The sequence below is a fragment of the Kitasatospora sp. NPDC059803 genome, from assembly GCF_042732255.1.
Lineage (GTDB): Bacteria > Actinomycetota > Actinomycetes > Streptomycetales > Streptomycetaceae > Kitasatospora.
The window spans coordinates 1,896-25,386 of the sequence record NZ_JBHWIJ010000021.1 but is presented as its reverse complement, the minus strand read 5'-3'; the positions used below and the strand labels follow the sequence as shown (position 1 = coordinate 25,386).

21 protein-coding genes and 1 pseudogene are annotated in these 23,491 nt (G+C 73.7%); 4 read left to right on the top strand and 18 right to left on the bottom strand.

Annotated features, from left to right (window positions below; genetic code table 11):
* From ACFV6I_RS05710 to ACFV6I_RS05680, 7 genes and pseudogenes are all read right to left on the bottom strand, one after another.
* Window positions 1-289: pseudogene (locus tag ACFV6I_RS05710) on the bottom strand (hypothetical protein); the annotation flags it as partial.
* 97 nt (window positions 290-386) lie between these two features.
* The gene (locus ACFV6I_RS05705) at window positions 387-1,370 is read right to left on the bottom strand and encodes a phosphotriesterase (RefSeq protein WP_380423658.1); all 984 of its coding nucleotides are present in this window, start codon (window positions 1,368-1,370) and stop codon (window positions 387-389) included.
* Entirely contained in the window at window positions 1,367-1,939 is a 573-nt protein-coding gene (locus ACFV6I_RS05700; RefSeq protein WP_380423657.1) for a carboxymuconolactone decarboxylase family protein, read from the bottom strand. The genes ACFV6I_RS05705 and ACFV6I_RS05700 overlap by 4 nt, the downstream gene beginning before the upstream one ends.
* A 17-nt stretch (window positions 1,940-1,956) precedes the next feature.
* Window positions 1,957-2,583, bottom strand: a complete 627-nt coding sequence (locus ACFV6I_RS05695; RefSeq protein ID WP_380423656.1) for a DUF4865 family protein — start codon at window positions 2,581-2,583, stop codon at window positions 1,957-1,959.
* Between the two features lie 118 nt (window positions 2,584-2,701).
* Window positions 2,702-3,268 carry a TetR/AcrR family transcriptional regulator gene (locus ACFV6I_RS05690; RefSeq protein WP_063349991.1) on the bottom strand — a complete coding sequence of 189 codons (567 nt, stop codon included), beginning with the start codon at window positions 3,266-3,268 and terminating at the stop codon, window positions 2,702-2,704.
* A 239-nt stretch (window positions 3,269-3,507) separates the two neighbouring features.
* The gene (locus tag ACFV6I_RS05685; protein WP_380340254.1) at window positions 3,508-4,527 is read right to left on the bottom strand and encodes an LLM class flavin-dependent oxidoreductase; all 1,020 of its coding nucleotides are present in this window, start codon (window positions 4,525-4,527) and stop codon (window positions 3,508-3,510) included.
* Window positions 4,528-4,696: 169 nt separating this feature from the next.
* Window positions 4,697-4,846 (bottom strand): hypothetical protein, encoded by a 150-nt coding sequence (locus ACFV6I_RS05680; protein WP_380423655.1) that lies wholly within the window; start codon window positions 4,844-4,846, stop codon window positions 4,697-4,699.
* Window positions 4,847-4,955: 109 nt separating this feature from the next.
* On the opposite strand from ACFV6I_RS05680, the gene ACFV6I_RS05675 reads away from it, so the two are divergent.
* A complete protein-coding gene (locus ACFV6I_RS05675) occupies window positions 4,956-5,945 on the top strand; it encodes an aldo/keto reductase (RefSeq protein WP_063351537.1) in 990 nt (329 codons plus the stop codon).
* A 105-nt stretch (window positions 5,946-6,050) separates the two neighbouring features.
* On the opposite strand, the gene ACFV6I_RS05670 is transcribed toward ACFV6I_RS05675, so the two are convergent.
* The 6 genes from ACFV6I_RS05670 to ACFV6I_RS05645 all read right to left on the bottom strand — a co-directional run bounded on the left by ACFV6I_RS05670 (window position 6,051) and on the right by ACFV6I_RS05645 (window position 11,879).
* Window positions 6,051-7,124, bottom strand: a complete 1,074-nt coding sequence (locus ACFV6I_RS05670; protein WP_380423654.1) for an LLM class flavin-dependent oxidoreductase — start codon at window positions 7,122-7,124, stop codon at window positions 6,051-6,053.
* A gap of 3 nt (window positions 7,125-7,127) precedes the next feature.
* Entirely contained in the window at window positions 7,128-8,033 is a 906-nt protein-coding gene (locus ACFV6I_RS05665) for an ABC transporter substrate-binding protein (protein WP_380423653.1), read from the bottom strand.
* 63 nt (window positions 8,034-8,096) lie between these two features.
* Window positions 8,097-8,855 (bottom strand): ABC transporter ATP-binding protein, encoded by a 759-nt coding sequence (locus ACFV6I_RS05660; RefSeq protein ID WP_363367103.1) that lies wholly within the window; start codon window positions 8,853-8,855, stop codon window positions 8,097-8,099.
* Window positions 8,852-9,718, bottom strand: a complete 867-nt coding sequence (locus ACFV6I_RS05655) for an ABC transporter permease (RefSeq protein ID WP_380423652.1) — start codon at window positions 9,716-9,718, stop codon at window positions 8,852-8,854. Before ACFV6I_RS05655 ends, ACFV6I_RS05660 begins: the two co-directional genes overlap by 4 nt.
* Window positions 9,715-10,743, bottom strand: coding sequence for an NrtA/SsuA/CpmA family ABC transporter substrate-binding protein (locus ACFV6I_RS05650; RefSeq protein WP_380423651.1), 1,029 nt, complete (start codon window positions 10,741-10,743; stop codon window positions 9,715-9,717). Before ACFV6I_RS05650 ends, ACFV6I_RS05655 begins: the two co-directional genes overlap by 4 nt.
* Window positions 10,744-10,856: 113 nt before the next feature.
* The gene (locus ACFV6I_RS05645) at window positions 10,857-11,879 is read right to left on the bottom strand and encodes an ABC transporter substrate-binding protein (RefSeq protein ID WP_380423650.1); all 1,023 of its coding nucleotides are present in this window, start codon (window positions 11,877-11,879) and stop codon (window positions 10,857-10,859) included.
* 468 nt (window positions 11,880-12,347) lie between these two features.
* Here ACFV6I_RS05645 and ACFV6I_RS05640 point away from each other — a divergent pair, with 468 nt between their 5' ends.
* Window positions 12,348-13,130: an IclR family transcriptional regulator gene (locus ACFV6I_RS05640; protein ID WP_380423649.1), complete on the top strand. Its 783-nt coding sequence runs from the start codon at window positions 12,348-12,350 to the stop codon at window positions 13,128-13,130.
* 81 nt (window positions 13,131-13,211) lie between these two features.
* On the opposite strand, the gene ACFV6I_RS05635 is transcribed toward ACFV6I_RS05640, so the two are convergent.
* The 5 genes from ACFV6I_RS05635 to ACFV6I_RS05615 form a co-directional block, all read right to left on the bottom strand.
* Window positions 13,212-14,045, bottom strand: a complete 834-nt coding sequence (locus tag ACFV6I_RS05635; protein ID WP_380423648.1) for a winged helix-turn-helix domain-containing protein — start codon at window positions 14,043-14,045, stop codon at window positions 13,212-13,214.
* A 930-nt stretch (window positions 14,046-14,975) separates the two neighbouring features.
* On the bottom strand, window positions 14,976-15,527 hold the full coding sequence (locus ACFV6I_RS05630) for an ATP/GTP-binding protein (protein ID WP_063351534.1): 552 nt from the start codon (window positions 15,525-15,527) through the stop codon (window positions 14,976-14,978).
* Window positions 15,528-15,654: 127 nt separating this feature from the next.
* Entirely contained in the window at window positions 15,655-16,176 is a 522-nt protein-coding gene (locus ACFV6I_RS05625) for a DUF742 domain-containing protein (RefSeq protein ID WP_380376897.1), read from the bottom strand.
* Window positions 16,177-16,184: 8 nt separating this feature from the next.
* Entirely contained in the window at window positions 16,185-16,604 is a 420-nt protein-coding gene (locus ACFV6I_RS05620) for a roadblock/LC7 domain-containing protein (RefSeq protein WP_063349983.1), read from the bottom strand.
* Window positions 16,601-19,468, bottom strand: a complete 2,868-nt coding sequence (locus tag ACFV6I_RS05615; RefSeq protein WP_380423647.1) for a nitrate- and nitrite sensing domain-containing protein — start codon at window positions 19,466-19,468, stop codon at window positions 16,601-16,603. The genes ACFV6I_RS05620 and ACFV6I_RS05615 overlap by 4 nt, the downstream gene beginning before the upstream one ends.
* 565 nt (window positions 19,469-20,033) lie before the next feature.
* Here ACFV6I_RS05615 and ACFV6I_RS05610 point away from each other — a divergent pair.
* Entirely contained in the window at window positions 20,034-21,914 is a 1,881-nt protein-coding gene (locus ACFV6I_RS05610; RefSeq protein WP_380423646.1) for an AMP-dependent synthetase/ligase, read from the top strand.
* A gap of 286 nt (window positions 21,915-22,200) precedes the next feature.
* Window positions 22,201-23,379: a polysaccharide deacetylase family protein gene (locus tag ACFV6I_RS05605; protein ID WP_380423670.1), complete on the top strand. Its 1,179-nt coding sequence runs from the start codon at window positions 22,201-22,203 to the stop codon at window positions 23,377-23,379.
* Window positions 23,380-23,491 lie beyond the last annotated feature (112 nt).

The window sequence follows — 23,491 nt, the reverse complement described above, 5'->3', positions numbered from 1 at the left end:
GTGTCTTTTGTGTATCCGACCCTGCGGCGGCTCCGGGGCGGCCGCCCGCCCGGCGGCCGGGTGTGGCGTCCGGACCGGCCGGTCCGGCCGGGCCGGCCGGACCATCCAGCAGCGCCGCGACGTGGTGGGTGCCCGGAAGGTGCAACCGGGTGCGCCACCGTTCCTCGCCGCCCTGGTGCCAGTCCGCCAGGCGGGCCTTGAAGGCGTGCGGCGCGTCGGAGAGGGCGGCGAGGCGCAGGTCGCGCCAGAGCGGCCAGTCGTCGGTCGTGAGGATGCGCAGGGTCACCATGGCCGTCACGGTAGGGCGTGGGCGGCGGGCCTTCGCCGAAGGCCCGGGGTCGGCCTGCGGCCGGGGTCGAGACCGGGGCGGGCCGAGCAGGGACGGTTCAGGGCGTGCGCCAGTCGGTGGCGAAGGCGGCGGCCGGGTTGGCGGTGAGGAGGAGGCCGGGCAGTTCGGGGCCGAAGGTGCGGGCGAGCCGTGGGACGAGGTCGTTGAGCAGTTTGGTCGGGCCGTCGGCCTGACGGGCGGTGCGGGTGGTGGTGTCGGCGCCGAGGAGGAGTCGGGAGGCGTGGCCGGCCTCGACGAGGTCGGCGATGACGTCGAAGGCCTGGTGGTCGGCCGGGTGGCCGGCCCGGGAGGGGCTGTCCAGCGCGAAGTAGACGCCTTCCGCCGCGAGTTCGCGGTGCACCCGCACATCCGGCAGCCGGGTGAGGTGGCCGAGGATGATCCGGTGGGGCGGGACGCCGTGTCGAACGTGCAGCCGGTTCAGTACGAGGTGCGGGTGGGCTCGGGGTTCGAGGTGAACGGCGATCGGAGCACCGGTGGCGTGGTGCGCGTCGGCGGCCGCGGCCATCACCCGGCGGGTGTGCGCCGTGGTGGTCCCGGGGTCGCAGGCAACCTTGATCAGGCCCGCCCGGACGGCCTCGGGCGACGCGGGTGCTTCGGGGGCCTCGGGGGCTGCGGGCGGTCCAGGCGGTCCAGGCGGTTCGGTGGCCGGTTCGGCCGTCAGCCCGGTGGTGAGTTCGACGGTGAAGCGTTCGGCCAGCCCGTCGTACAGGGCGCGGAGGGTGTCCGGGTCGTAGTGGGCCGCCTGGTGCAGGCCGGTGGCGGCGACGACGTGGACTCCGGTCACGCGGGAGAGCTTCGCGAGGGAGTCCGCTCCGCGGCCCATGCCGTACGGGGTCCACTGGACGAACGACCGTCCGCCGGCCGCCGCGAAGGCACGCAGGACGCCCTCGGCGGCGGCCGGGTCGTCCAGTTCCTCGCCGGGGAGCAGGGGGCTGCGGATGAAGAGGTGGTCGTGGGAGTCGGTGGCACCGAGTTCCGCGGGGTCGAGGTCGCCGAGGACGGTACGGATCGTGGGGGTCATGCCCGGTCCTCCTCGGTCGGGGACGCCGGGGTCGGGTCTGCTGGAGTCGGGGATGCCGGGGTCGGGCCTGCGGCGGCCGGGGACGCCTCGGTCGGGGGCACCTCGGCGAAGGTGGCGGAGGCGACGCGCAGGCCGGCCAGGGCCTTGGGGACGCCGACGTAGGGGGCGAGGTGGACGATGACCTCGGTGATCTCCTCCCTGGTCAGGCCGATCCGCAGACTGTTGCGGACGTGGTCGGCGAGCTGCGGCTCCACGCCGCCGAGGGCGGTGAGCGCGGCCAGGTTGGCCACCTGCCGGTCGCGCAGGGCGAGGCCAGGGCGCTGGTAGGTGCCGCCGAAGAGACTGGTGACGATCCAGTCGGGGAAGCCGGGCGCGAGACCGTCCAGGCCGCCGAGGGTCGCGGCGGCGACCGGGCCGGCGAGGTCTGCGAGCAGGGCGTAGCCGGCTTCGCGGTCGAGCGGCGCGGGGGTCAGGTCGGCCGGTGTCATCGGGGCGGGGGCCGGGACGGCGGTCGCGGGGGTGACGGGGGCGGTCGCGGGGGCGACGGTCGCGGTCGTGGGGCTGGTCATGGAAGTGGCGAAACCTTTCACCAGTGTCGGCCGCCGGGCAGCCGGTTGAGTTCGGGACGGGACAGGTGCAGCACCTGGTAGCGGATGCCCGGTACGTCGTCCGGGGCCGGGCCGTACCAGAGGGCGAAGCGGACCAGCTCCCAGCGACTCGGATCCACCGCGACGGCGGCGGTGTGCAGAGCGGGGTACGCGGGGGACTCGGCGAGGGCCCGCTCGACCGCCTCGGCGGGATCGTCGGACTCGGGGAGCCTGACGATGTGCCGGGTAGCCGTGATCGCGGTCGCGGTCGCGGTTGTGGTCGCAGTCGAGGTCGAGGTCGAGGTCGCCGGAGCGTCCGGCACGGCGCCGTGGGCCAGACCGGCGCCGAGCCAGTGACGGACGGCCGGGCGGCCGAAGTCGGCGCTCAGACCGCGAAAGCCCGGTCCCCAGAGGAAGCTGTTCATGCCCTCGGCGGTGCGCCAGAGGTAGAACGGCGCGTACTGGTTGACGGGCGACCCGTCGCGGCCCCGCTCGCGGACCAGGTACGCCTTGAGCCCGAGGCCCGGGTGCGCATCGAGCAGATGGCCCTTGTCGGCGACGCGTTTGCGGATGATCCCCAGGTCGTAGTCGGCGGGGAGGGTGATCTCGTACTGCATGGCGTGCACGGCGGGTCTCCTCGGTCGGATCGTCGAGCGGGGATCGCTCGGCCAGTCGGTCACGCGCGCGGTCTCGCGGTCACGCGGTCAGTCGGTCGCGCGGCCGCTCAGCCGTGCGCGGCGCGGGTCAGGCGGTGCGCTGAGCGGCGAGCAGGCCGAGGGCGCCGCGTACGGCCTGATCAAAGGGCTCGGCCCGGCCGGCCGCGCGGGCCAGGACGTAGCCGCCCTGGACGACGGCGACCACGGCGGCGGCGGTGTCGGCCGGGTCGACACCGGGGACGAGCTCGCCCGCGGCCTGGCCCTCGGCCACCAACTCGGCGATCCGGGCGCGCAGCCAGTCGAAGGTCTCCTCGACGGGGGCGCGCAGTTCGGGGTCGGCGATGACGTCCGGGTCCTGGGCCATCCGGCCGATCCGGCAGCCGCGCAGCACGTCACGGTCGCGGTGCAGGTAGGCGGCGATGCGGTCGTACGCGCTGCCGGGGGCGGACAGGTCGGCGGCGGCGACTCCCCGCAGTTGCTCGGCGCTGCGGCGCAGGGCGGCTGCGGCGAGGTCGGGCTTGCCGGCGAAGTGGTGGTACATGCTGCCCTGGCCGACACCGGCGTGCTGCTGGATGGCCTTGGGGCTGGTGCCGACGTAGCCGCGCTCCCAGAGGAGTTCCTGGGTGCTCTCGATGAGGCGGTCCTGGGTGGTCATGTGAATCACTGTACATACCAGTAGGTACAGAAGGCCAGGAATTTCCCAGCTCGACGCGGACGCGGGGCGGGCGGACGAGTTCGCGCCGGGGACGAGGCGGGCGGACGAGTTCGCGCCGGGGACGGCTGAGGGCCGTGCGCCGCCCCCCGGCGGCCACGGCCCCTCGCCCGCTCGTCTCCCCCGCCCCGACCGGCGGCACTCCACCGCGGCCGGTGGCGCGCGTCACGTCTGGCAGGCGCTCACGGAAGCTCGCGCCTGACCACCGGGGCGACCTCGGCCGCGAACAGCTCCAACTGCTCCCGCTGCGCCCCTTCCGTCAGGGCGTCGACTCCGATCCCGACCACCTCGTTGCCGAAGGCCTCGTGATAGCGGTGGATCTTCTCGATCACCTGCTGCGGGCTTCCGACCAGGGCCGAACCGTGTTCCAACGCGTCCTCCAGCGAGGTGAACGGCGACTTGTTGTGCCGGCCGGCCGCCGAACTGAACATCGCGTCCCAGTACGGACGGAAGCCCTCGACCGCGTCCTGCGAGCGCTTGGCGACGTACAGCCCGCCGAAGCTCGCGCCGACCCTGGCCTCCCTCGGGTCGCGCCCGTAGTGCGCCCAGCGCTCGCGGTAGTGCTCCACCAGGGAGCGGTACTTGGCCAGCGGGTGGAAGGAGTTGGCGGAGAAGAGCGGGTCACCGTAGCGGGCGGCCAGGTCGGTGGACTGGGTGCTGGTCGCGCTGCCGTGCCACACCGGGATCGGGTCCTGCAACGGGCGCGGCGAAACGGCCGCGTCCTTGAGCGGCGGGCGGGTCGAGCCCTCCCAGGTCACCCTCTCCTCACGCCAGAGTCGGCGCAACAGGCCGTAGTTCTCGGCGAGCGCGTCCCACTGGCGCTCCTCGGGCAGGCCGAACAGGTCGAAGTGCCGCGGGTCGTTGCCCTTGCCGATGATCAACTCGACCCTGCCTCCGGAGAGTTGGTCGAGCAGGGCGTAGTCCTCGGCGACCCGGACCGGATCCAGGATGCTCAGCACCGTCACCGTGGTGAACAGCCGGATGGTGGAGGTGCGGGCCGCTATCGCGCTGAGCAGCACCGGCGGAGCCGGAGAGAGGAACGGTTCACCGTGCCGCTCCCCCACGCCGTAGCCGTCGTAACCGAGTTGCTCGGCCACGACCGCCTGGTCGATGACGTTCCACAGCTTCTCCTGCGGGGTGCGCTGGACGCCGGTCACGGGATCGGGTCCGTTGGCGACGAGGGACGAGACGGTGAACCGCACGGCGGTCTCCTTGGGGGCGCTCGATGGGGCCTCGGCGCGACGCCCTGACCCGAGGCGCGGGCACGGCTGCCGAGGAGGGGCGGCGGCCCGCGCGGAACGCCCGGGTACGGGCTGCGCTCACGCGGGCGGCACCGGGAGGGGATCGCGGCGGAGCGGCTCTGGGGCGGCGTCAGCGCGAGGTGCAGCGGCGGCGACGACAACAGCGGGGCACGGCGGTCGCGATCGCGGGTGCGGTCATGGCCGTGGCCGTGGTCGTGGCCGCGAACACGGTTGCGGTCTCGGGTGCGGTCGCGGGTGGGGCCACAGCCTGGACGGTCATCGCGACTCCCCCTTCGCCTCGCACGCGTACGATCCCCCGCGAGCATAAGCACCGGTCAGAAACGGGGCAAGGGCTTGATCCGCCCGCGACGACTGGCAAGATGTCCGGCATGAGCTACCTCGCCGCGGATGACCGCTATGCCTCGATGACCTACCGCAAGGCCGGCCGCAGCGGCGTTCAGCTGCCGGCCGTCTCGCTCGGCCTCTGGCACAACTTCGGTGACGCCCAGCCGCTGGAGGTCCAGCGCGCGGTGCTGCGCCGCGCCTTCGACCGGGGGATCACCCACTTCGACCTCGCGAACAACTACGGTCCGCCGTACGGCAGCGCCGAACGCAACTTCGGCTACCTGTTCGCCCAGGACTTCCGCCCGTACCGCGATGAGCTGTTCATCGCCAGCAAGGCCGGCTGGGACATGTGGCCGGGCCCGTACGGCAACGGCGGCAGCCGCAAGTACCTGCTGGCCAGCCTGGACCAGTCGCTGGACCGGATGGGGCTGGACTACGTCGACGTCTTCTACTCCCACCGCTACGACCCGGACACCCCGCTCGAGGAAACGATGGGCGCGCTGGACAGCGCGGTGCGCTCGGGCAAGGCGCTGTACGCGGCGATCTCCAACTACCCGGCGGAGCAGCACCGGGAGGCGGTGGCGATCCTGCGCGAGCTGGGCACGCCGGTGCTGCTGAACCAGTCGGCGTACTCGATCCTCAACCGGTACGTGGAGGAGGGCGTGCTGGACGCGGTGGGCGAGACCCGGACCAGCCTCATCGCCTACTCGCCGCTCGCCCAGGGCCTGCTGACGGATCGCTACCTGTCGGGCGAGGTGCCGGCCGGTTCGCGGATGTCGGTCGGGCGGTTCCTGACCGAGGAGGCGCTCAGCGGGCCGAAGCTGGAGCAGCTGCGGGCACTCAACAAGGTCGCCGAGCGGCGCGGGCAGACGCTGGCGCAGCTCGCGCTGTGCTGGGTCCTGCGGGACCCGCGGGTGGTCTCGGTGATCATCGGGGCGAGCAGCGTCGCCCAGCTGGACCAGAACATCGACGCGCTCGCGGGCGGTCCGCTGACCGCGGAGGAGCTCGCGGAGATCGACCGACTCAGCCTCTGAGCGGGTAGGGGGCTTGCCGCCGGAACAGGCGAACAACTAACAGCTGACAGATTTCATCATCTGTCAGCTGTTAGTTGTCACCTGTCAGCCGTCAGCCGTCAGCCGTCAACGGCGGATGCCCAGGGCGGGCAGTACCGTTTCTGCAACCCGGTGAGCCTCCTCCAGCAGGGGGTTACCCGAGAGGATGAAGGTGTCGACGCCCAGCGACTCGAACTCCTGCAACCGCTCGACCACCTGGGCCGTAGAGCCGACCACCGCCGTACCGGGGCCGGGGCGGAACAGGCTCATTCCCGGCCAGAGGTTCGGGTAGGCCTCCAGCTCCCGGGCCCGTGCGGGCACCTTGCCGCCGTGCTGGCGGAACTGCCGCTGCCAGCCAACCCCGTCCTCACCCTTCGCGCCGCCCAGTTGGCGGGCGTACGTGGCCTCGCTGGTGACGTCGAGCAGGCGGTCGGCGGCCGCCCAGGCCTCGTCCTCGGTGTCGCGGACGATCAGGTGCAGCCGCAGCCCGATCCGCAGGGTCCGGCCGTGGGCGGCGGCCCGCGCCCGGACCAGGTCCAGCTTCTCCTTGAGCAGGTGCGGCGGCTCGCCCCAGGTCAGGTAGACGTCCACGTGCTCGGCCGCCATCTCGATGCCGGCCGCCGAACTGCCGCCGAACCAGAGCGGGATGCCACCGGGCTGGACCGGCGTCAGCTCCCGCAGGCTCGCGCCCGCGTTCTTCAGTTCGTAGAACTCGCCCTTGTGGTCGAAGACTTCGCCGGCGGTCAGGCGCTTGACGATCGACCAGTACTCGGCGCTGAGCCGGTAGCGGTCGTCGTGCTCGACGTCCAGTCCGTACTCGCGCAGTTGCGCGGTCGAGCCGTTGACCACGTTGAACCGCAGTCGGCCGCCGTGCATCCGGTCGAAGCTGAGCGCCATCTTTGCCAGCAGGGTGGGCGAGACCAGCCCCGGGTGGACGGCCAGCAGCGGCTTGAACGCCGGGGTGGTGGCGGCCGCGAGCGCACTGCCGAGCGTCCACACGTCGTAGAGGTCGGTCGCGAGCAGGGCGCCGGTGTAGCCCAACCGCTCGACGCTTCCAGCCAGTTGCTGCAGGTAGCGGAGATCCACCGGGCGGCGGCCGGCCGGCTCCCACGGGTAGTGGCCCTCGCGCGGGATGATGTACCAGAGGACTTCGGAGGCCACGGTTCAGACCGCCTTGGCGAGCGCGGCGGCCACCGGGGCCTCCAGCGCGGGCAGATGGGCGTCGGCGACGGTCAGCGCCCGGTCGATGAACCCGACCCCGTGGAAGATGTCCGCGGCCTCCTGCTGCTCGGCGATGAACCCGGCGGTGGCGGGCTCCAGTTGCCACGGCAGTGCGGCCAGCGCCGTCTGCCAGTCGACGGCCGAGCCGCCCAGCTGCTCCGCCGCGATCGCGGCCGCCTCGGCCGGGTGCGCGGCCACCCAGGCGTCCGCCCGGCGCAGCGCGGCGGCGATCGCGGCGACCACCTCGGGGCGCCCGGTCGCGAAGTCCCGGCGGGTGAAGAACACCGAGCGGTCGGTGATGACGTCGCCGGTGCGGATCAGCTCCCGAAAGCCCCCGCTCCGGCGGGCGGCGGCCAGTTCGGCGCCCTGGGCGATCCACCCCGCGATCTCGCCGTCGCGCAGCCGCTGGGCCTGGTCCTCGCCGGCCGCCGGGCGCACCGGGGTGACGTCCTCGGCGTACGAAAGCCCCTGCGCGTGCAGGGCCTTGGCGAGCAGATGGGTCTGCCAGGATCCGATGCCCAGCACGACGGTACCGCCCTTGAGGTCCGCCACCGCCTGGACCGGGCCGCCGTCCAGCACCAGCAGGGCGCCGTGGTCGGGCCGGGGTGCGGAGACCGCCGCGTACACCAGGTCGTGGCCGGCCGCCTGGGCGGTGACCGGCGGGGTCGAGCCCGTCCCGCCGAAGTCGATGGTGCCGTCGGCGAGCAGCGCACCGGTGCGGGTGCCGTCGGCGTAGTGGTGGAAGGCGCCGGTCTCGCCGAGCGGGGCCAGTTCCTCGTCCAGGTAGGGCAGTCGGGCGAGGTAGTAGAGCGAGGGGTTGCTGGCGTGGACGCCGAGGGTCACGGTCATCTGTTCAACTCCGGTGGTGCGGGCGGGCGGTCTTGAGGACGGTTCGGTGGGGCCGCTTACGGGTCAGTGGACGCCGAGGTCGGCCAGCAGTCGGCGGCGCAGGTCGGCGAAGGCCGGGTCGGCGGGGTCGCGGGGGTGGTCGACGGCGACCGGTTCGTCGCGCACGAGCAGGCCGTCACGCAGGACGGCGACGCGGTCGGCGAGCCGGACGGCCTCCTCCACGTCGTGGGTGACCAGCAGCACGGCGGGGCGGTGGCGGCGGACGAGGTCGCCGACCAGGTCCTGCATGCGCAGTCGGGTGAGCGCGTCCAGTGCGGCGAACGGCTCGTCGAGCAACAGCAGTTGGGGTTCGCGGACGAGGGCCCGGGCGAGGGCGACGCGCTGCGCCTCGCCGCCCGAGAGGGTGGCCGGCCAGGCGTCGGCGTGCTTGTCCAGGCCGACCTCGGCGAGCGCCTTGAGTCCGGTCTCCCTGGTGGCGGCGCCGCGCGGCAGGCCGACCGTGACGTTGGCCAACACCCGCTTGGACGGGACGAGTCGGGGCTCCTGGAAGACCACCGTACGCACCGGCGGGACGAGCACGGTGCCCTCGTCGGCCCGGTCGAGCGCGCCGAGGATGCGCAGGAGGGTGGTCTTGCCGGTGCCGCTGGCGCCCAGCAGGGCGACGAACTCGCCCCGGGCGATGGAGAGATCGACACCGTCGAGGACGGCCCGGGTGCCGAACACCCGGCGCAGGCCCCGCAGATGGACGGCCGGAGCGGCGGTCGCAGGCACGGCGGTCGCAGGCACGGAAGTGGCGGAAGTGGCGGAGGTGGCGGTGCTCATCGGGCTGCTCCCTGGACGGCCTGGCGCCACGGCATCAGGAGGCGTTCCAGGACCCGGACGACCGCGTCGGCGGTGAGGCCGAGCAGCCCGTAGATCAGGATGCAGACGGCGAGGATGTCGGTGCGCGAGTAGTTCTGGGCCTGGGCCATCAAGTACCCGATCCCCTCGGTGGAGTTGATCTCCTCGGCGGCGATCAGGGCGATCACGCTGAGCGTCATCGACAACCGCAGACCGGACAGCAGGGCGGGCAGCGCGCCGGGCAGGACGACGGTGCGCACGATGGCCCAGCGGCCGAGCCCGAAGCTGCGCATCGCCTCGACCAGCTTGCGGTCGGTGTTGCGGACGCCGCCGGAGGCGGACACGTACATCGGGAAGCTGGTGGCGACGCCGATCAGGGCGACCTTCGCGGTCTCGGTGATGCCGAACCACACCATGAACAGCGGGACCAGCGCCAGGAACGGGACGGTGCGCAGCACCTGGATCGCGGAGTCGAGCAGTTCCTCGCCGAGCCGGGTGAAGCCGGTGACCACGCCGAGCACCAGACCGGTGGTCGCGCCGAAGAGCAGGCCGAGGCCGGCCCGGGTGAGGGAGACCCCGAGGGCATCGGTGAGCTGGCCGTTGCCCCACAACTCGCCGACGGCTCCGGCGACCTGGGAGGGTGAGGCGAGGACGTCCTGGGTGAGGGCGCCGGTGGCGGAGGCGAGCGCCCAGCCGCCGAGCAGGGCGAGCGGGCCCAGGGTGCGCAGGATCACGGCGAGGGCGCGCGGGCGGGGTCGCTGCCGCCTGGTGTGCGGGGTGACGAGTCCGGCGTCGAGGGCGAGACGGGTCTCGTCGGTGGTGCGTTCGGGGGCGGCGGTGGTCACTTGGCACCGTCCCCGAGCTTGTTGATGTCGATCAGGTACGGCTTGACGTCCACGAGTTGCTTGGTGACCTTCTGGTCGGCGAAGAACCGGGCGACGGTGCCGAAGCGGGCGGTGTCGGCGTCGGAGATGGCCTCCGCGGCGGCGCCCTGCCCGCTGACGTTCACCGCGATGTCCTTCTCGGCGGGGGTGACGGCGGTCGGGCCGGAGTCGGTGAAGACGTTGAGGTAGGCGGCCGGGTCCGCCTTCTCCTTGAGGCCGTTCTCGCGCAGGTAGGTGTAGAAGGCCTTGACCACCTCGGGGTGCTTGTCGGCGAAGCCGTTGCGGACGGCCCAGACGGCGTAGTTGTCGGAGCCGACCTCCTTGCCGTTGGCCAGGAAGTGCGCCCCGGCGTTGGCGATGGTGGGCGTGGAGAAGGTGTTCCAGGTCGCCCAGGCGTCCACCTGGCCGGAGTTGAAGACACCGGCCGTCTGGTCGGCGCGCAGGTAGACCCGCTCGACCTTGTCGGCCGGGATGCCGTTCTTCTCCAGCGCCTTGAGCAGCAGGTACTCGCTGGTGCCGCCCTGGGAGACGGCGACCTTGCGGCCGACCAGGTCCTGGACGGACTTGATGGGCGAGTCGTTCTTCACCAGGATCCCTTCGCCGACGCCGTCGGGCGCGGTCTGGGCGAACAGCTTGAAGCCGGGCTTCTGGGCGAGCGCGGCGACGGCCGAGGTGATCGAGCCCAGGGCGACGTCCAGTTGGTCGGCGGACAGGGCCTGCGCGGCCGGGGCGAACGGGCCCGCGCTGCCGGTCCAGGCGACCTTGGCGTGGACGGCGGCCAGCGCCTTGTCCAGCGAGCCGTCCTTCTTGCCGCGGGCGAGGAACCCGTTGTTTCCGGGGTCGGGCAGGCGGAGCACCACGTCGGCCTTGCCGCCGGCCCCGCCGTCGGCGGAGGCCTTGGCCCCGTCGGCGGACGAGCCGCAGGCGGCCAGTGCGGTGGAGGCGAGCAGCGCGGTGGCGGCGAGGGCGAGGCGGGGGGTCTTCACGGGGTCTCCAAACGAAGGACAGCTGACAAGTGACAACTTTCGAAATCTGTTATCTGAAATCTGTCTGCTGAAATCTGTTAGTTGTGATCTGTCAGCCGGCGGCCGGGCGGCGCTCAGCCGCCCACCGCGGCGCGGCGCCGTTCGCGCAGCAGCTCGTGGGCGGCGCGCAGGGGTTCCGGGTCGGCCCAGCCGGGGATGTCGACCGGGGAGGCGAGGAATCCCCGGTCCCCGAGGAAACGTTCCTGCTGCGCCAGCAGCTCCAGGCGCTCCGCCGAGAGGTCCAGGTGCAGGGTGCGGTGGCTGCCCGGCGCGTACGCCCCGGCCACGCCCTCGGCGCCCGCGCCGGTCTCGGCCCGCAGGATCCGCACCACCTCCGCCGGGTGCTCGGCCGCCCAGTCGGCGGCCTCCAGCAGAACGGCGAGGAAGCGGGCGACCAGCTCCGGCTGCTCGTCCAGCAGTTGCTGGTGGACGGTGACCGGCCGGGGCGTCCCGTTGTTGACCCGGGCCCGGCGGTCCGGCGCCGCGTCCAGCTCCACGGCCACCTCCGCCCCGACCCGGCGGGCCGCCTCGACGGCGAGCGCCCCCTTCACGTACACGGCGTCCACCACACCGTCCCGCAGCGCGGCCAGCTCGCCGGCCCACTGCCCGCCGCCGGGCAGGCCCGGGACGTCGACCAGCTCGGCGTCGTCCAGCGTGAGCCCGGCGAGGCCGAGGGCGCCGCGGAAGCCGGCCAGGGCCATCGCCCGCCAGAAGTCGATGCCGATGTCATGATGTGGGACCGCCAGCCGCAACCCGCGCAGGTCGCCGGGGCCGGTGATGCCGCTGCCGGCCCTGACCAGGACCACCTGGCGCTCCTCGATCCAGGTGAGGCCGACCAGCCGGGTCCGCTCGCCGCGCGAACGGGCCCACAGCGCCGGGACGTTGCCGCCCTCGCGGAACAGTCCGGTGAGCGCGTGGGTGTAGTGGTGGTCGGCGGCCACCTCCGGCGGGGCGTCCTGGAGCGAGCGGACGGCGATCCCGTCGGCGGCGAACTCGCGGGCGAGCCACCCCTGGTCGGCGGCGATCCCGGTGGCGGTGGGCACCGGGCAGCGGGTGAACCAGAGGGTGTCGGGGGCACTGGGGGAAGGGCTGGGCACGGGGTGTGGTCCTCTGCGGAGGGGGCGGGTTCGGCGGGCGCCGGAAGGCTGCGGGTCTGGGCACGCCGCGCGGGTCACGGGGCCTGGGGCGTCGGGGAGTTGCACGAGGTGGCGAGTCGGGTGGGGCGGTGGGTCCCGCGAGGCGGGGGACGCCGGACGGTGCGGCGCGAGGGGAGCGTCAGCGACAACACGCGCAGGAGGCGAGGCGCCGGTGGATCGTCACGGCGTCGCTCCTTCCTGCGGGTCGAGGTTGCGGGTGGTGCGCCGGACGGCGGGCGTCCGGCGCGATGTGAGGAGCGTTCCACGACGATCGAGCCGGAGGCAAGGTTTTGCCACATGGTGGGATCACTTGTTCATCAACGCCATTCCATTGCAACGTCGTCGACACAATCCCGCAGCACTCGCTGCCCTACGCTGAGACTCCTCCCGGTGATCCAGCCGGATTCCCGAACCGAAACGCGAGGTGCCATGGCCGAGGCCGCCACCGCCGTCCAGGGCCCACCGGCCGGTGCGCAGGCCGTCCAGCGCGCGCTGGGGCTGCTGCACTGCTTCCACGACAACGGCCCCGACCTGAGCGCCTCCGACCTGGCCCGCCGGATGGACCTCTCGGTCTCCACCGCGCACCGGCTGGCCCGGACGCTGGTCAGCGCCGGCTTCCTGGAGCAGGACGAGCAGACCGCGCGCTACCGGCTCGGCCCGGCGGTCGCCGAACTCGGCCAACTCACCTTCCACCAGCGCGGACTGCACCTGGCCGCACCCGAGTTGGACCGGCTGTCCCGACGCACCGGTGCGACCGCGGACCTCGCGATCCGCAGCGGTCCGCACGCGGTCATCCTGGTGGGGTCCTCCGTCCGCCCGGACACCGGCCTCGGGCTGCGCCGGCCGCTGCACTCCACGGCGCTCGGCAAGGTACTGCTGGCCTGGCCGCGCCCGGGGGAGCCGGCGGTGTCGGCACTCGGCCCGCTGCCGTCGTTCACCGACCGGACGATCACCGAACCGGCTCGGCTCGACGAGGAGTTGGCGAAGGTCCGGAGCTCCGGGTACGCGCTCAACGACGGCGAGTCGGCCGCCGGGGTGCGGACGGCGGCCGTGCCCGTCCTGGACGGCACCGGGCAGGCTCGGTTCGCGCTGGCCGTCCGCTCGACCCCGGCGCACCTGACCGACGACCGCCTGGACTGGTTCCTGGGCCACGCCCGCACCTGCGCCGACGCGCTCGCCGTCCTGTTGCTGCCGCCCGATCAGCGCGCCTGACGTCACGTCATAATGCCGCAGCGGGCTGCCCGTTGCGCGAGAGCACGGGCAACCCGCCGCGGCAGGAAGTTCGGTGGCCGATCAGCTGGCCGGAGTGTACTTGTAGCCGACCCGACGGACCGTCACGATCGTGTCGCGGTAGCCCGGTCCGAGCTTGCGGCGCAGCCGGGCGACGTGCACGTCGACCGTGCGGCCGTCGCCGACGTGGCCGTAACCCCAGACCGCCGAGACCAGGTGGTCCCGGGTGTGCACCCGCTGCGGGTGCTCGGTGAGGTGGGCGAGCAGCTCGAACTCCAGGTAGGTGAGGTCGAGCAGCCGCCCGTCGACGTAGGCGTTGCGCCGCTCGGCGTCGACGGCGATGCCGCGCCCGGCCGGTCGGACCGGGCGAACACCGGCCTGTGCGGGCACACTCACGTGCGCACCGGCGTGCGCACCGACGTGCTGTGCACCCGAGGGCCCGCCGAGGGGCGCGCCGGCGGGCACCGCCGCCACCGGGCTGTCGGCCGGCACGAGCACCAGGTACCCGACCATCGGGTTCCCGGTACCGGCGCCGAACTGCGTGCCGTACTGGGCGAGCAGACCCTGCGGCAGCGCGCCCTGCGGCAGGGCGGCGACGACGGTCGCCCCCTCGGGCAGCGCGGCGAGCAGGGCAGCCGGCGCGGCCGGGAGGACCGCGCCCGGCTGGGGCACGACGCCCGCGCCCGCCGGACGGGACGGGATCGCGTGAGAGGACCGGACCGCTCCCCCGGGCCATCGCTCGGCGGCCGGCGAGCCGTGCGAGAGCGGGGAGGCGGAGGAGCCCGGCGCGCCGGAGACGCCGGAGCCGGCCGGGGCGACGCCCGGGACGGAGCGGACCGCGCGCAGATGCGGGGTCGCGGAGGGCAGGGGCAGGGTGGCCGTGGATGAAGAAGACATGGTGTGCCGCTCATTTCGCGCGTGACGGACGGGGTGGAGTCGTCTGCGCGTCGACCGGGCGTACTGCCGGGCTGATCCGGAATCAGCCTGCGGAGGGCCGGGACGCGCTGGGCGAGCCCGGACACGTCTGATCGAACAGGTGCGGCTGCCGGGACGGCCAGAACGGCTCAAGGTCGAGGCGACCCTGGTGGCTGTCCCCGGCGCGGTTCGCGCGCCCGTTCCACCGCCTGGCCGGTCCACCGACGCACATCGCGGAGGCCGCCCCGGTCGAGCGGGGACGGCCGGCGATGCCGGGGGCGGGGCTGGTGCAGGCGATGTTCACTGGTGGTCTCTCCGCGAGGCGGGGCCGGATCGGCGGTCGCGGGCACGCCGGATGAGGCGGGTCCGCTACGGCCTGGTCGACGGGATTGGCGGTGCGTCAGACGGCGGCCGGGTGGGCCGGGAGCGTCAGGGACGTACCGGGAAGGGGCCGGCCGGTCACCGACAACAGGCGCTGCAGATCAGCGCCTGGTCGATGTAGCGGCGGACGGTGAGCACCGGCGTGACGGGGGCGGGATCGGTCGTGGCGCGTCGCTGGCCGACGGTCATCCTGCTGCCCTCCCCCTTGCTCTGCACGACGGCGCGTCGTCGTCGATGCGCGCCTTCGTGAACGGAACGTTTCCGGCCCTCCCGACGGCATGGCCGGGCGGCTTTCGTGCCCAGAGCCTTCCACGCCGGGCCGGTCTAGGCAACCTTCGGCACACCGAACGTCCGGGATGCGGACAACCGAATGAGACGTCGGGAGGCTCGGAGGCTCTGTGAAGCCTCTGTGCGGGTGCAGTGCCGGACCGATGGTGCGGCGGCGTCAGACCGGGGGCGCGGAGGCGTCAGACCCGGACGCGGTGTCGTCAGACCGGGTCACGGCAGCGCCCGGCCCGGGGTGTGGCGGCGTCAGATTCGGGCCGGGGTGCCGCGGTGGCGACGGGCGGCGGCGTGCTCGACGAGCGCGACCAGGAGTTCCTTCCCGTCCTCCCGCAGGCGCGCGTCACACAGCAGCACGGGAATGTCCGGGTCGAGGTCGAGCGCGTCGCGGACCTCGTCCGGGGAGAACCGCTCGGTGCCGTCGAAGCAGTTCACCGCGACCACGAACGGGATGCCGCGCTGCTCGAAGAAGTCGACCGACGGGAAGCAGTCGGCCAGCCGCCGGGTGTCCGCGAGCACCAGTGCGCCGAGCGCGCCGCGGGCCAACTCGTCCCAGACGAACCAGAACCGGTCCTGCCCGGGCGTGCCGAACAGGTACAGCGCGAGTCCGGGCCGCAGGTCGATCCGGCCGAAGTCCATCGCCACGGTGGTGGTGCGCTTCGCCTCCACGCCCGAGGTGTCGTCCACCGGGCGGCCCAGTTCGCTGAGCTCCTCCTCGGTGCGCAGCGGCCGGATCTCGCTCACCGAGCCGACCAGCGTGGTCTTGCCCGCGCCGAAGCCGCCCGCGACGAGGATCTTCACCGCGACGGCCGGGCCGCCGCGCCAGCGCGGGTCGTTGGCGCGACCGCCGGAGCCGTGGCCGCCGGGGGTGCCGCCACCAGGGGTACTGCCGGCAGAGGTGCCGCCGGCAGCGGCGCGGCCGTCGTGGTCAGAGCGCACGGAGTCCATTGATCACGTCTCGCAGCAGGCGCTCGTCCGGCAGCTCGGCGAGCGGAACGGGTCGGGTGACGCTGATCAGCTCGGCGTCGTAGAGGTCGCCGAGCAGCACCCGGACGACGCTGACCGGCAGGTCGGTGTAGGAGCCGAGTTCGGCGACGGACAGCGGCTCGCGGCGGCACCAGGCGAGGAGGGTCTGGTGCTCCGGGTCGAGGACGTGCGCGGGCACGGCCCCCGCGTTCGGCCCGGGCTCGGCGGCGGTGATCAGCGAAATCAGGTCGAACAGGCCGTCCTCGACCGGCCGGGTGCGGCCGCGGGTCATCGAGTAGAGCCGCACGACCGGGCCGGCCTCGTCGTCGAACCAGCGGTCGTCGGCAGGGGCACGCGGGTGGAGCAGGTCGGACTCGGCCCCGTCCTGGCCCGTCTGCTCCACCACCGCCCCGGCCGACACGTCCGAGCCGCCCGAGCCAGACGACTCGGGCGGCCCCGCCGCCTCAGCCTTCGGATCCGCCATCGGACCGCTCATCTCCCCGGCGGCGCGGCTTCGGTGCGCGGCTCGGCGGCCAGGTGCTCGCCGACCCGCTTGACCAGCAGCGCCATCTCGTAGGCGATCTGGCCGATGTCGGCCTCGGCCTCGCTCAGCACGGCCAGGCAGCTGCCGTCACCGGCCGCCGTGATGAACAGGAACGCCTCGTCCAGTTCCACCATGGTCTGGCGGACTCCGCCGACCTTGAAGTGCCCGCCGGCGCCCTTGGCCAGGCTGTGGAATCCGGCCGCGACGGCCGCCAGGTGCTCGGCGTCCTCGCGGTCGAGGTCGCGGGAGGCTCCGGTGGCCAGGCCGTCGCTGGAGAGGATCACGGCGTGCCGCAGGGCCGCGACGCGCCCCACCAGGTCGTCCAGGAGCCAGTTGAGGTCCCCGGACGGCTGCGTCGAAGTGGTCATGAATCAGTTCCTTCCGATGGAGCGGGTGGTGCAGGTGGTGCTGTTGGTACGGGTGTTGCCGATGGTGCAGGTGTTCCCGGTGGTGCAGGGTTTGCCGGGTTCCGTCGGACGGGCGAGCCGGCCGGCACCCGACGGGCGAGCGGTGCCCGGGCACCGTCCGGCGGCGCGGACAGCGCCGCCGGGGCGGGTGCCGGACTGTTCGCCCGCCGGGCGGGGTCCGGCGGCTGCCAGGCTGGTACGGCGGCGGGCCGGGCACTCGCCGGGGCCGACCTGGGCGTGGCGGCGCCGCGCCCTCGGGTGAAGCCGCGCTGGAACGAGGCGAAGGTGGCCCGCGCCTCCTCGGGCGAGCGCTCACGCGCCCGCTCGGCCTCCTGGGCCTCCCGGGCCCGTCGGGCGGCGAGGGCGGCCTCGTCCTCGGGCCCGTGGTCGGCCCGCTCCCGGAGGCGCTCCTTCAGCTGCTCCTTGAGCTGCGGCGCGAGGTTCGCCTGCCGGACCCGCCGGGGCAGCCCGCCCTCGGTCCGCGGGCCTGCGACCAACGGCGGGTCCGCGGGCCCGTCGACGACGGGAGCGGCAGTGGTCGGCTCGTCCCGACGGTGGCGCCCCGTCCCCGCACCGTCCTCGGCGTCCCTGGGCGGCGCGGGCACCAGCACCGGCCCGCCCTTGGTCCGCGAGGCCCGTCGCGGCAGCCCGCCCGGTGTCCGGGCCGGCTCGGGCGTGGACGGCCGGGGACCGCCGCTGCCCCGGTTCCGCTCGTCCTCCCCCGCGACGGAACCGGCCACAGACCCGGCACCGGCGCCGACACCGACGGCAGAGCCGGCAGCGGCCCGAGCCGTGCCCTCCGCCGTACCGCCGCCGCCGCCGCCACCGCCACCGCCACCGCCGAGCGCGGGCACGGCGACCAGGTCGCGCTGTCCACGCCGGGCCGGGGCGGAGCGCTGTCCGGTGGGCGGCGGTTCGGGCAGGCCGTCCGGCGCCTCGGCGAGCAGTTCGCGCGGGATCAGCACGACCGCCGTCGTCCCGCCGTACGGGGACGGGCGCAGGTGGACCCGGATGCCGTGCCGCCGGGCCAGCCGGCTGACCACGAACAGGCCCAGCCGGTCGGTGTCGGCGAGGTCGAACTCCTGCTCCACGGCGAGGCGTTCGTTGGTTTCGGCGAGGAGTTGATCGCTCAGCCCGAGCCCGCGGTCGTCGATCTCCAGCGCGAATCCGTGCGCCACCACCTCACCCTGGACGGTGACTTGGGTGGTCGGCGGGGAGAACACCGCGGCGTTCTCGACGAGTTCGGCGATCAGGTGGGTGACGTCCGCGACGGCGCTGCCGAGCAGGCCGGTGCCGGGGAACGGTCGGACGATCACCCGGGCGTAGTCCTCGACCTCGCCGACCGCCGCGCGGACCACGTCCACCATCCGGACGGGCTTGCGCCAGGCGCGCCCGGGAGAGCCGCCGGCGAGGATGATCAGGCCCTCGGCGTGCCGCCGCATGCGCGTGGTGAGGTGGTCGACCTTGAAGAGGTCGGCCAGCTCGGTCGGGTTCTCGGTGCGGCGCTCCATGGTGTCGAGCAGGGTGAGCTGGCGGTGCAGCAGCACCTGGCTGCGCCGGGCGAGGTTGACGAACACCGCCGAGACGCCGCGCCGCAGTTCGGCCTGCTCGACGGCGGCCTCGACGGCGGCCCGCTGGACGGCGTTGAAGGCCTGGCCGACCTGGCCTATCTCGGCCGCCCCGAAGCGCAGTTCGGGTGCCTCGGCCGCGACGTCCACCGCCTCGCCGCGGCGCAGCCGCAGCATGACGGAGGGCAGCCGGGCGCCGGCCAGTTCGTTGGCCGCGTTGCGCAGTCCGATCAGTTCGCGGGCGAGGCCGCGCCCGATCCGGAAGGAGATCAGCACCGACAGGACGACCGCGACCAGGCCGATCGCACCGGCGATGCCGCCGCGCCAGAGCAGCCCGATCGCGGCGGACCGTTCGCGCTCGCCGATCCCGTTGGCGATCCGGGCGTTGATCGAGGTGAGGTCGCCGAGCGCCCGGTCGGCGGTCTCCCGCCAGGAGTCGCCGTTGATCGCCTGGGCGACCCGCTCGGGGCCGCCGGCGCCGACGAAGTCCGCTTCGGCGCGGGCCAGCGCGGCCCAGGCCTCGCCGCCGCGCAGAGCGATGTAGTCGGACTGGTCGGCGGGTTCGAGTTCGGCGATGTAGACGGTGAACAGGGCCTGCTGGTTGTGCAGGGCGTCCAGGGCGACCTGGTACTGCTCGGCGGTGGGCTTGGCCGCGCCGCCGCGCAGGCCCTCCATCGCCGCGTCCTCCTGCGCGAGGTACTCGCGGGCGCGCACCAGCTCGATCAGGATGGTCCCCTGCCGCGGGAGTTGGCCGCTCTGCCGGGCGACGTAGGCGGACCGGAAGCCGAACACCGGCTTGACCAGGTCGCTGTACTGCCCCAGCGCGAACTCCCAGTTGAGCGCGGAGCGGCCGACCTGCGCGCGCAGCGGTCCGATCTGGTCGGCGGCGGCGATGATCTGCAGGAAGCGGCCGCGCTGGGAGCTGGAGAGCTTGCCGCCCGCGTGGTCCTTCTTCTGCCGCAGGACGTCGAGGCTGCGGTCGGTGGCGGCCTTGGCGTGTTCGTAGGCGTCCGTGGCGACCTGCGAGTTCGGGACGGCCAGTCGCTGGACGGCCGCGCGGCGCTCGTTCTGCAGATCGTCGGCGTACCGGTCGACCGGGGTCCCGAACTCCTTGTACGTACGGCTGATCTCCAGCTGGCCCCAGACGTCTCCGGTGGTGGCGAAGGTCGCGTACACCCACAGCGCGGTGAGTGCGACGATGGGCACCAGGAGCAGCGCGATGATCTTCGCGCGGATCGAGCTGCTGCGCAGACGCATGGAGTCCTCGGTCGGGAAGTGCCAGGCGCGGACGGGGAGCGGTTCGGAGGAGCCGCGGGGCTCGGCCGGAAAAGGCTTGGGAAAGGGCTTCGGAAAGGGCTTCGGAAAGAGTTCGGGTACGGGCTTCGGGAATCGGCTTCGGGGCTGGTCGGCGTGGATGGTGCGTCGTCGGATCGGGCCTGGCCGGGAGGCCCCCGGTCGCAGGTCTGCGAGAGCCTACTACGCCCTGACCACTCGTTCGAGGGTCGTACCAGTCCACTTCCCCGGCTTGCCCCGCACACGTCAGGATCGACTCCCGGTCACTGCGGGCTCGCGTCCGGATCATCCACCTCCGCCCGGTTTGCCCGGTCACCGAACGCACGCGGTTCCTCCTCGGCGGCGACACCTTCCGCAGGGACCGGTGCCGATCTCGTCGCGTCACGGTCACAACCCTGGGCAGTGACAGGCCGATCCGATAGTTTCGCTCCACCTGCGCGGCCCGGCACCGCCGCCACGGCCTCCGGCGCCGACACCGGTTCCGGCACCGGCGCGGGCAGTGCTGCCGCGAGACGCCAACGGGGGGAATGTGCGCGAGTTCACCACCCCCGCCGCGGCCGGGCCCGAGGCCACCGGAGGACTCGCCGACTCGCTGTACGACACCGCCGAACGCACACCGGACCTGGTGCAGCTGGCCCGCCGCGTCGGCCCGCCGGGCCCCGCCGACCCCGCCGAGCACCGGGACGGGCACCGGTTCGGGCACCGGGACGAGTGGCGGGGCGTCACCGCGCGGGAGTTCCGCGACGAGGTGCTCGCCCTCGCCAAGGGCCTGCTCACCCGGGGCGTGCGCTACGGCGACCGGGTCGCCCTGATGTCCCGCACCCGCTACGAGTGGACGCTGTTCGACTACGCGCTCTGGTCGATCGGCGCGATCACCGTCCCGGTCTACCCCACGGCGGCGGCCGAGCAGGTGCGCTGGATCCTCGCCGAGACCCAGGCGGTGGCCTGCCTGGTCGAGGACGAGGACGCCGCGATGACGGTCGGCGCGGTCTGCGACGCGCTGCCCGACCTCACCGGCATCTGGCAGCTGGACCGCGACTGTGTCGCCGCGATCACCGAGGACGGCCGTGACGTGCCCGACTCGCTCGTCCACCGCCAGCGGCTCGGCGTCACGGCCGGGAACGTCGCCACGGTCGTCTACACCTCGGGCACCACCGGCCGCCCCAAGGGCTGCCTGATCACCCACGCCAATCTGGCCGCCGAGGCCGACGCGCTGCTCGGCGGCTGGCGGGAGGCCTTCCACGACACCGGCGGCGGACAGCCGTCCACCCTGCTGTTCCTGCCGCTGGCACACGTCTACGGGCGGGCCGTGCAGGTCGCGGCGATCCGCGGCGGCTTCCGGATCGGGCACGTCCCCGAGGTCTCCACCGACGCCCTGCTGCCCGCGATGGAGTCCTTCCGGCCGACCTTCCTGCACGTCGTCCCGTACGTCTTCGAGAAGATCTTCCAGCAGGCCCGGCGGGCCGCCGAGGACGCCGGGCGCGGCGAACTCTTCGAACAGGCCCGGCAGGTGGCCGTCGACTGGGCCGCCGCCCGGGAGCAGAAGGCGTTCGGGCGCGGGCCCGGGCCCAGCCCCAAGCTGCGGCTGCGCCACCTCGCCTACGAGCGGACCGTCTACCAGCGGCTGCGGGCCGTACTCGGCGGCCGGGTGCGCAGCGTGATGTGCGGCGGCTCCGCGCTGCGCCGCGAACTCGGCCTCTTCTTCACCGGCGCCGGCCTGCACCTGTACGAGGGCTACGGACTGACCGAGACGTCCGCCGCGATCACCGCCAACCCGATCGGGCGGCAGAAGCTGGGCACGGTCGGGCACCCGCTGCCGGGCTCGTCGGTGGCCCTCGCCGACGACGGCGAGGTCTGGGTGCGCGGCGGCTCGGTCTTCGGCGGCTACCTCAACCACCCGCAGTGCACGGCGGAGTCCCTGATCGACGGCTGGTTCGGGACGGGCGACCTGGGCCGGCTGGACGAGGACGGCTACCTGACCATCACCGGCCGCAAGAAGGACCTGATCGTCACCAGCAGCGGCAAGAACCTGGCCCCGTCGGCACTGGAGGAGCGGGTGGCCGCGCATCCGCTGGTCTCCCAGTGCCTGGTGGTGGGCGACGACCGCCCGTACGTGGCCGCGCTGATCACGCTCGACCCGGCGGCGCTGGCGCACTGGTTGAAGACGCACGGGCTGGAGCAGCTGGACCCGTGGGCGGTGCTCGCGGACGAGCAGCTGCACACCGAGGTCCAGCGCGCGGTGGCGGCGGCGAACACGGCGGTGTCGCGGGCCGAGTCGATCCGCGCGTTCCGGCTGCTGCCCCGCGAGTTCAGCCAGGACCAGGGACTGCTGACACCCTCCCTGAAGCTGCGCCGGGCGGCGATCGCCGAGTACTACGCCGATGACATCGCGGAGTTGTACGTCCCCTGACTGATCGTCTCGTCCCTTTTGTGGCAGGTGTGGTGGGCTCCGATTCACCGGCCGTTCCCTTGACGGGCTGATTGGTCCAGTCCATTGTTTCTCCTCGGTCCGAGTGCGGCGCACCATCCGCTCCCGCCCCTCCGGGAGCACCCAGGTCCCGCGAGCCCGGTTCCAGCGGCCCGCCCCACGGGCCCGGTTCCAGGGTTCCGGTTCCAGGGTTCCGGTTCCAGGGTTCCGATTCCGCCACGCCCTCCCCACGGGCGTGTCCCCCACACGCAGGAGTCCTCTCGTGTCGATGTCCACGCGCCCGTCTGCGCGCCCGTCTGCGCGCCTGTCCGCGCTGGCCGCCTCCGTCGCGCTGCTCACCGCCTTCGCCGCCCCGGCGGCCTCCGCCACCCCCGGGCCCGCCCCGGCCGGCGCCCCGAGCGGCCCGAACACCCCGAGCGGCCCGACCGTCAACCTGGCCACCAACCCCGGCTTCGAACTGCCCGCCCCCGACCTCTCCGCCTGGGGCGCCGTCCCCGGCTGGAACTGCACCGGCGGCCCGGCCGAAGCCGCCGTCACCACCACCACCGCGCACTCCGGCGCCTCCGCGCTCACCGTCACGCCGGCCACCGCCGACTCCACCGGCGAGTGCGCGCAGACCGTGGCCGTCCAGCCCAACACCGCCTACACCGCCTCGGCCTGGGTCCGCGGCGCCTTCGTCTATCTGGGAGCCACCGGCACCGGCAGGGACGTCGCCCCGGCCTGGACCGAGACCACCGGCGGCGGCTGGCAGCAGCTCACCACCCGGTTCGCCACCGGCCCGAACGCGCACAGCGTCCGGCTCTACGTCCACGGCTGGTACCAGCAGGGCCCGTTCTCGGTCGACGACGTCCGGGTGGACGGCCCCGCACCCGCCCCGGCCGTGGCCGCCGGATCCGTGCCCACCAGCGACAAGGTCGTCTTCTTCACCGTCGACGACGGCTGGCAGCGCACCCCCGAAGCGGAGAAAGTCATCGCCGACCACCGGCTTCCGATCACCGCCTTCCCGCTGCCGATGCCGGCCGGCACCGACCCCGACTTCTTCCGGCGCGTCACGGCCGTACCCGGCTCCTCCATCCAGGACCACAGCGTCTCCCACTCCGACCTCAGCAAACTGCCGCTGGAGCAGCAGCAGATCGAGATCTGCGACGCCCGCGACGCCATGACCCGCCAGTTCGGCACCACGCCGGTGGCCTTCCGCCCGCCCTACTTCGCCTGGAACGCCGACACCCTTCAGGCCGCCGCCAACTGCGGCATCCGCACCGTGCTCACCGCCGACGCGGACTTCAGCTGGGGCGCGTCCAACATCTGGCACCCGGGCCTGCTGCAGCCGGGCGACGTCGTCCTGATGCACTGGACCGACACCCTCGCCGCCGATCTCCAGCGCGCCCTCGCCGCTGCCGACGCGGCCGGGCTCAAGCCGGCCGGCCTGGTCGACTACCTGCGCTGACGCGTCGCCGGGGGGGGGGGGCCCCCCCGCGCCCCCCCCCCCGGGCCCCCCCCCCCGGGGGCGCCTCCCCCCCCCCGCCGGCGGTGACCCAAGAAATAGCCCCAAACACCCC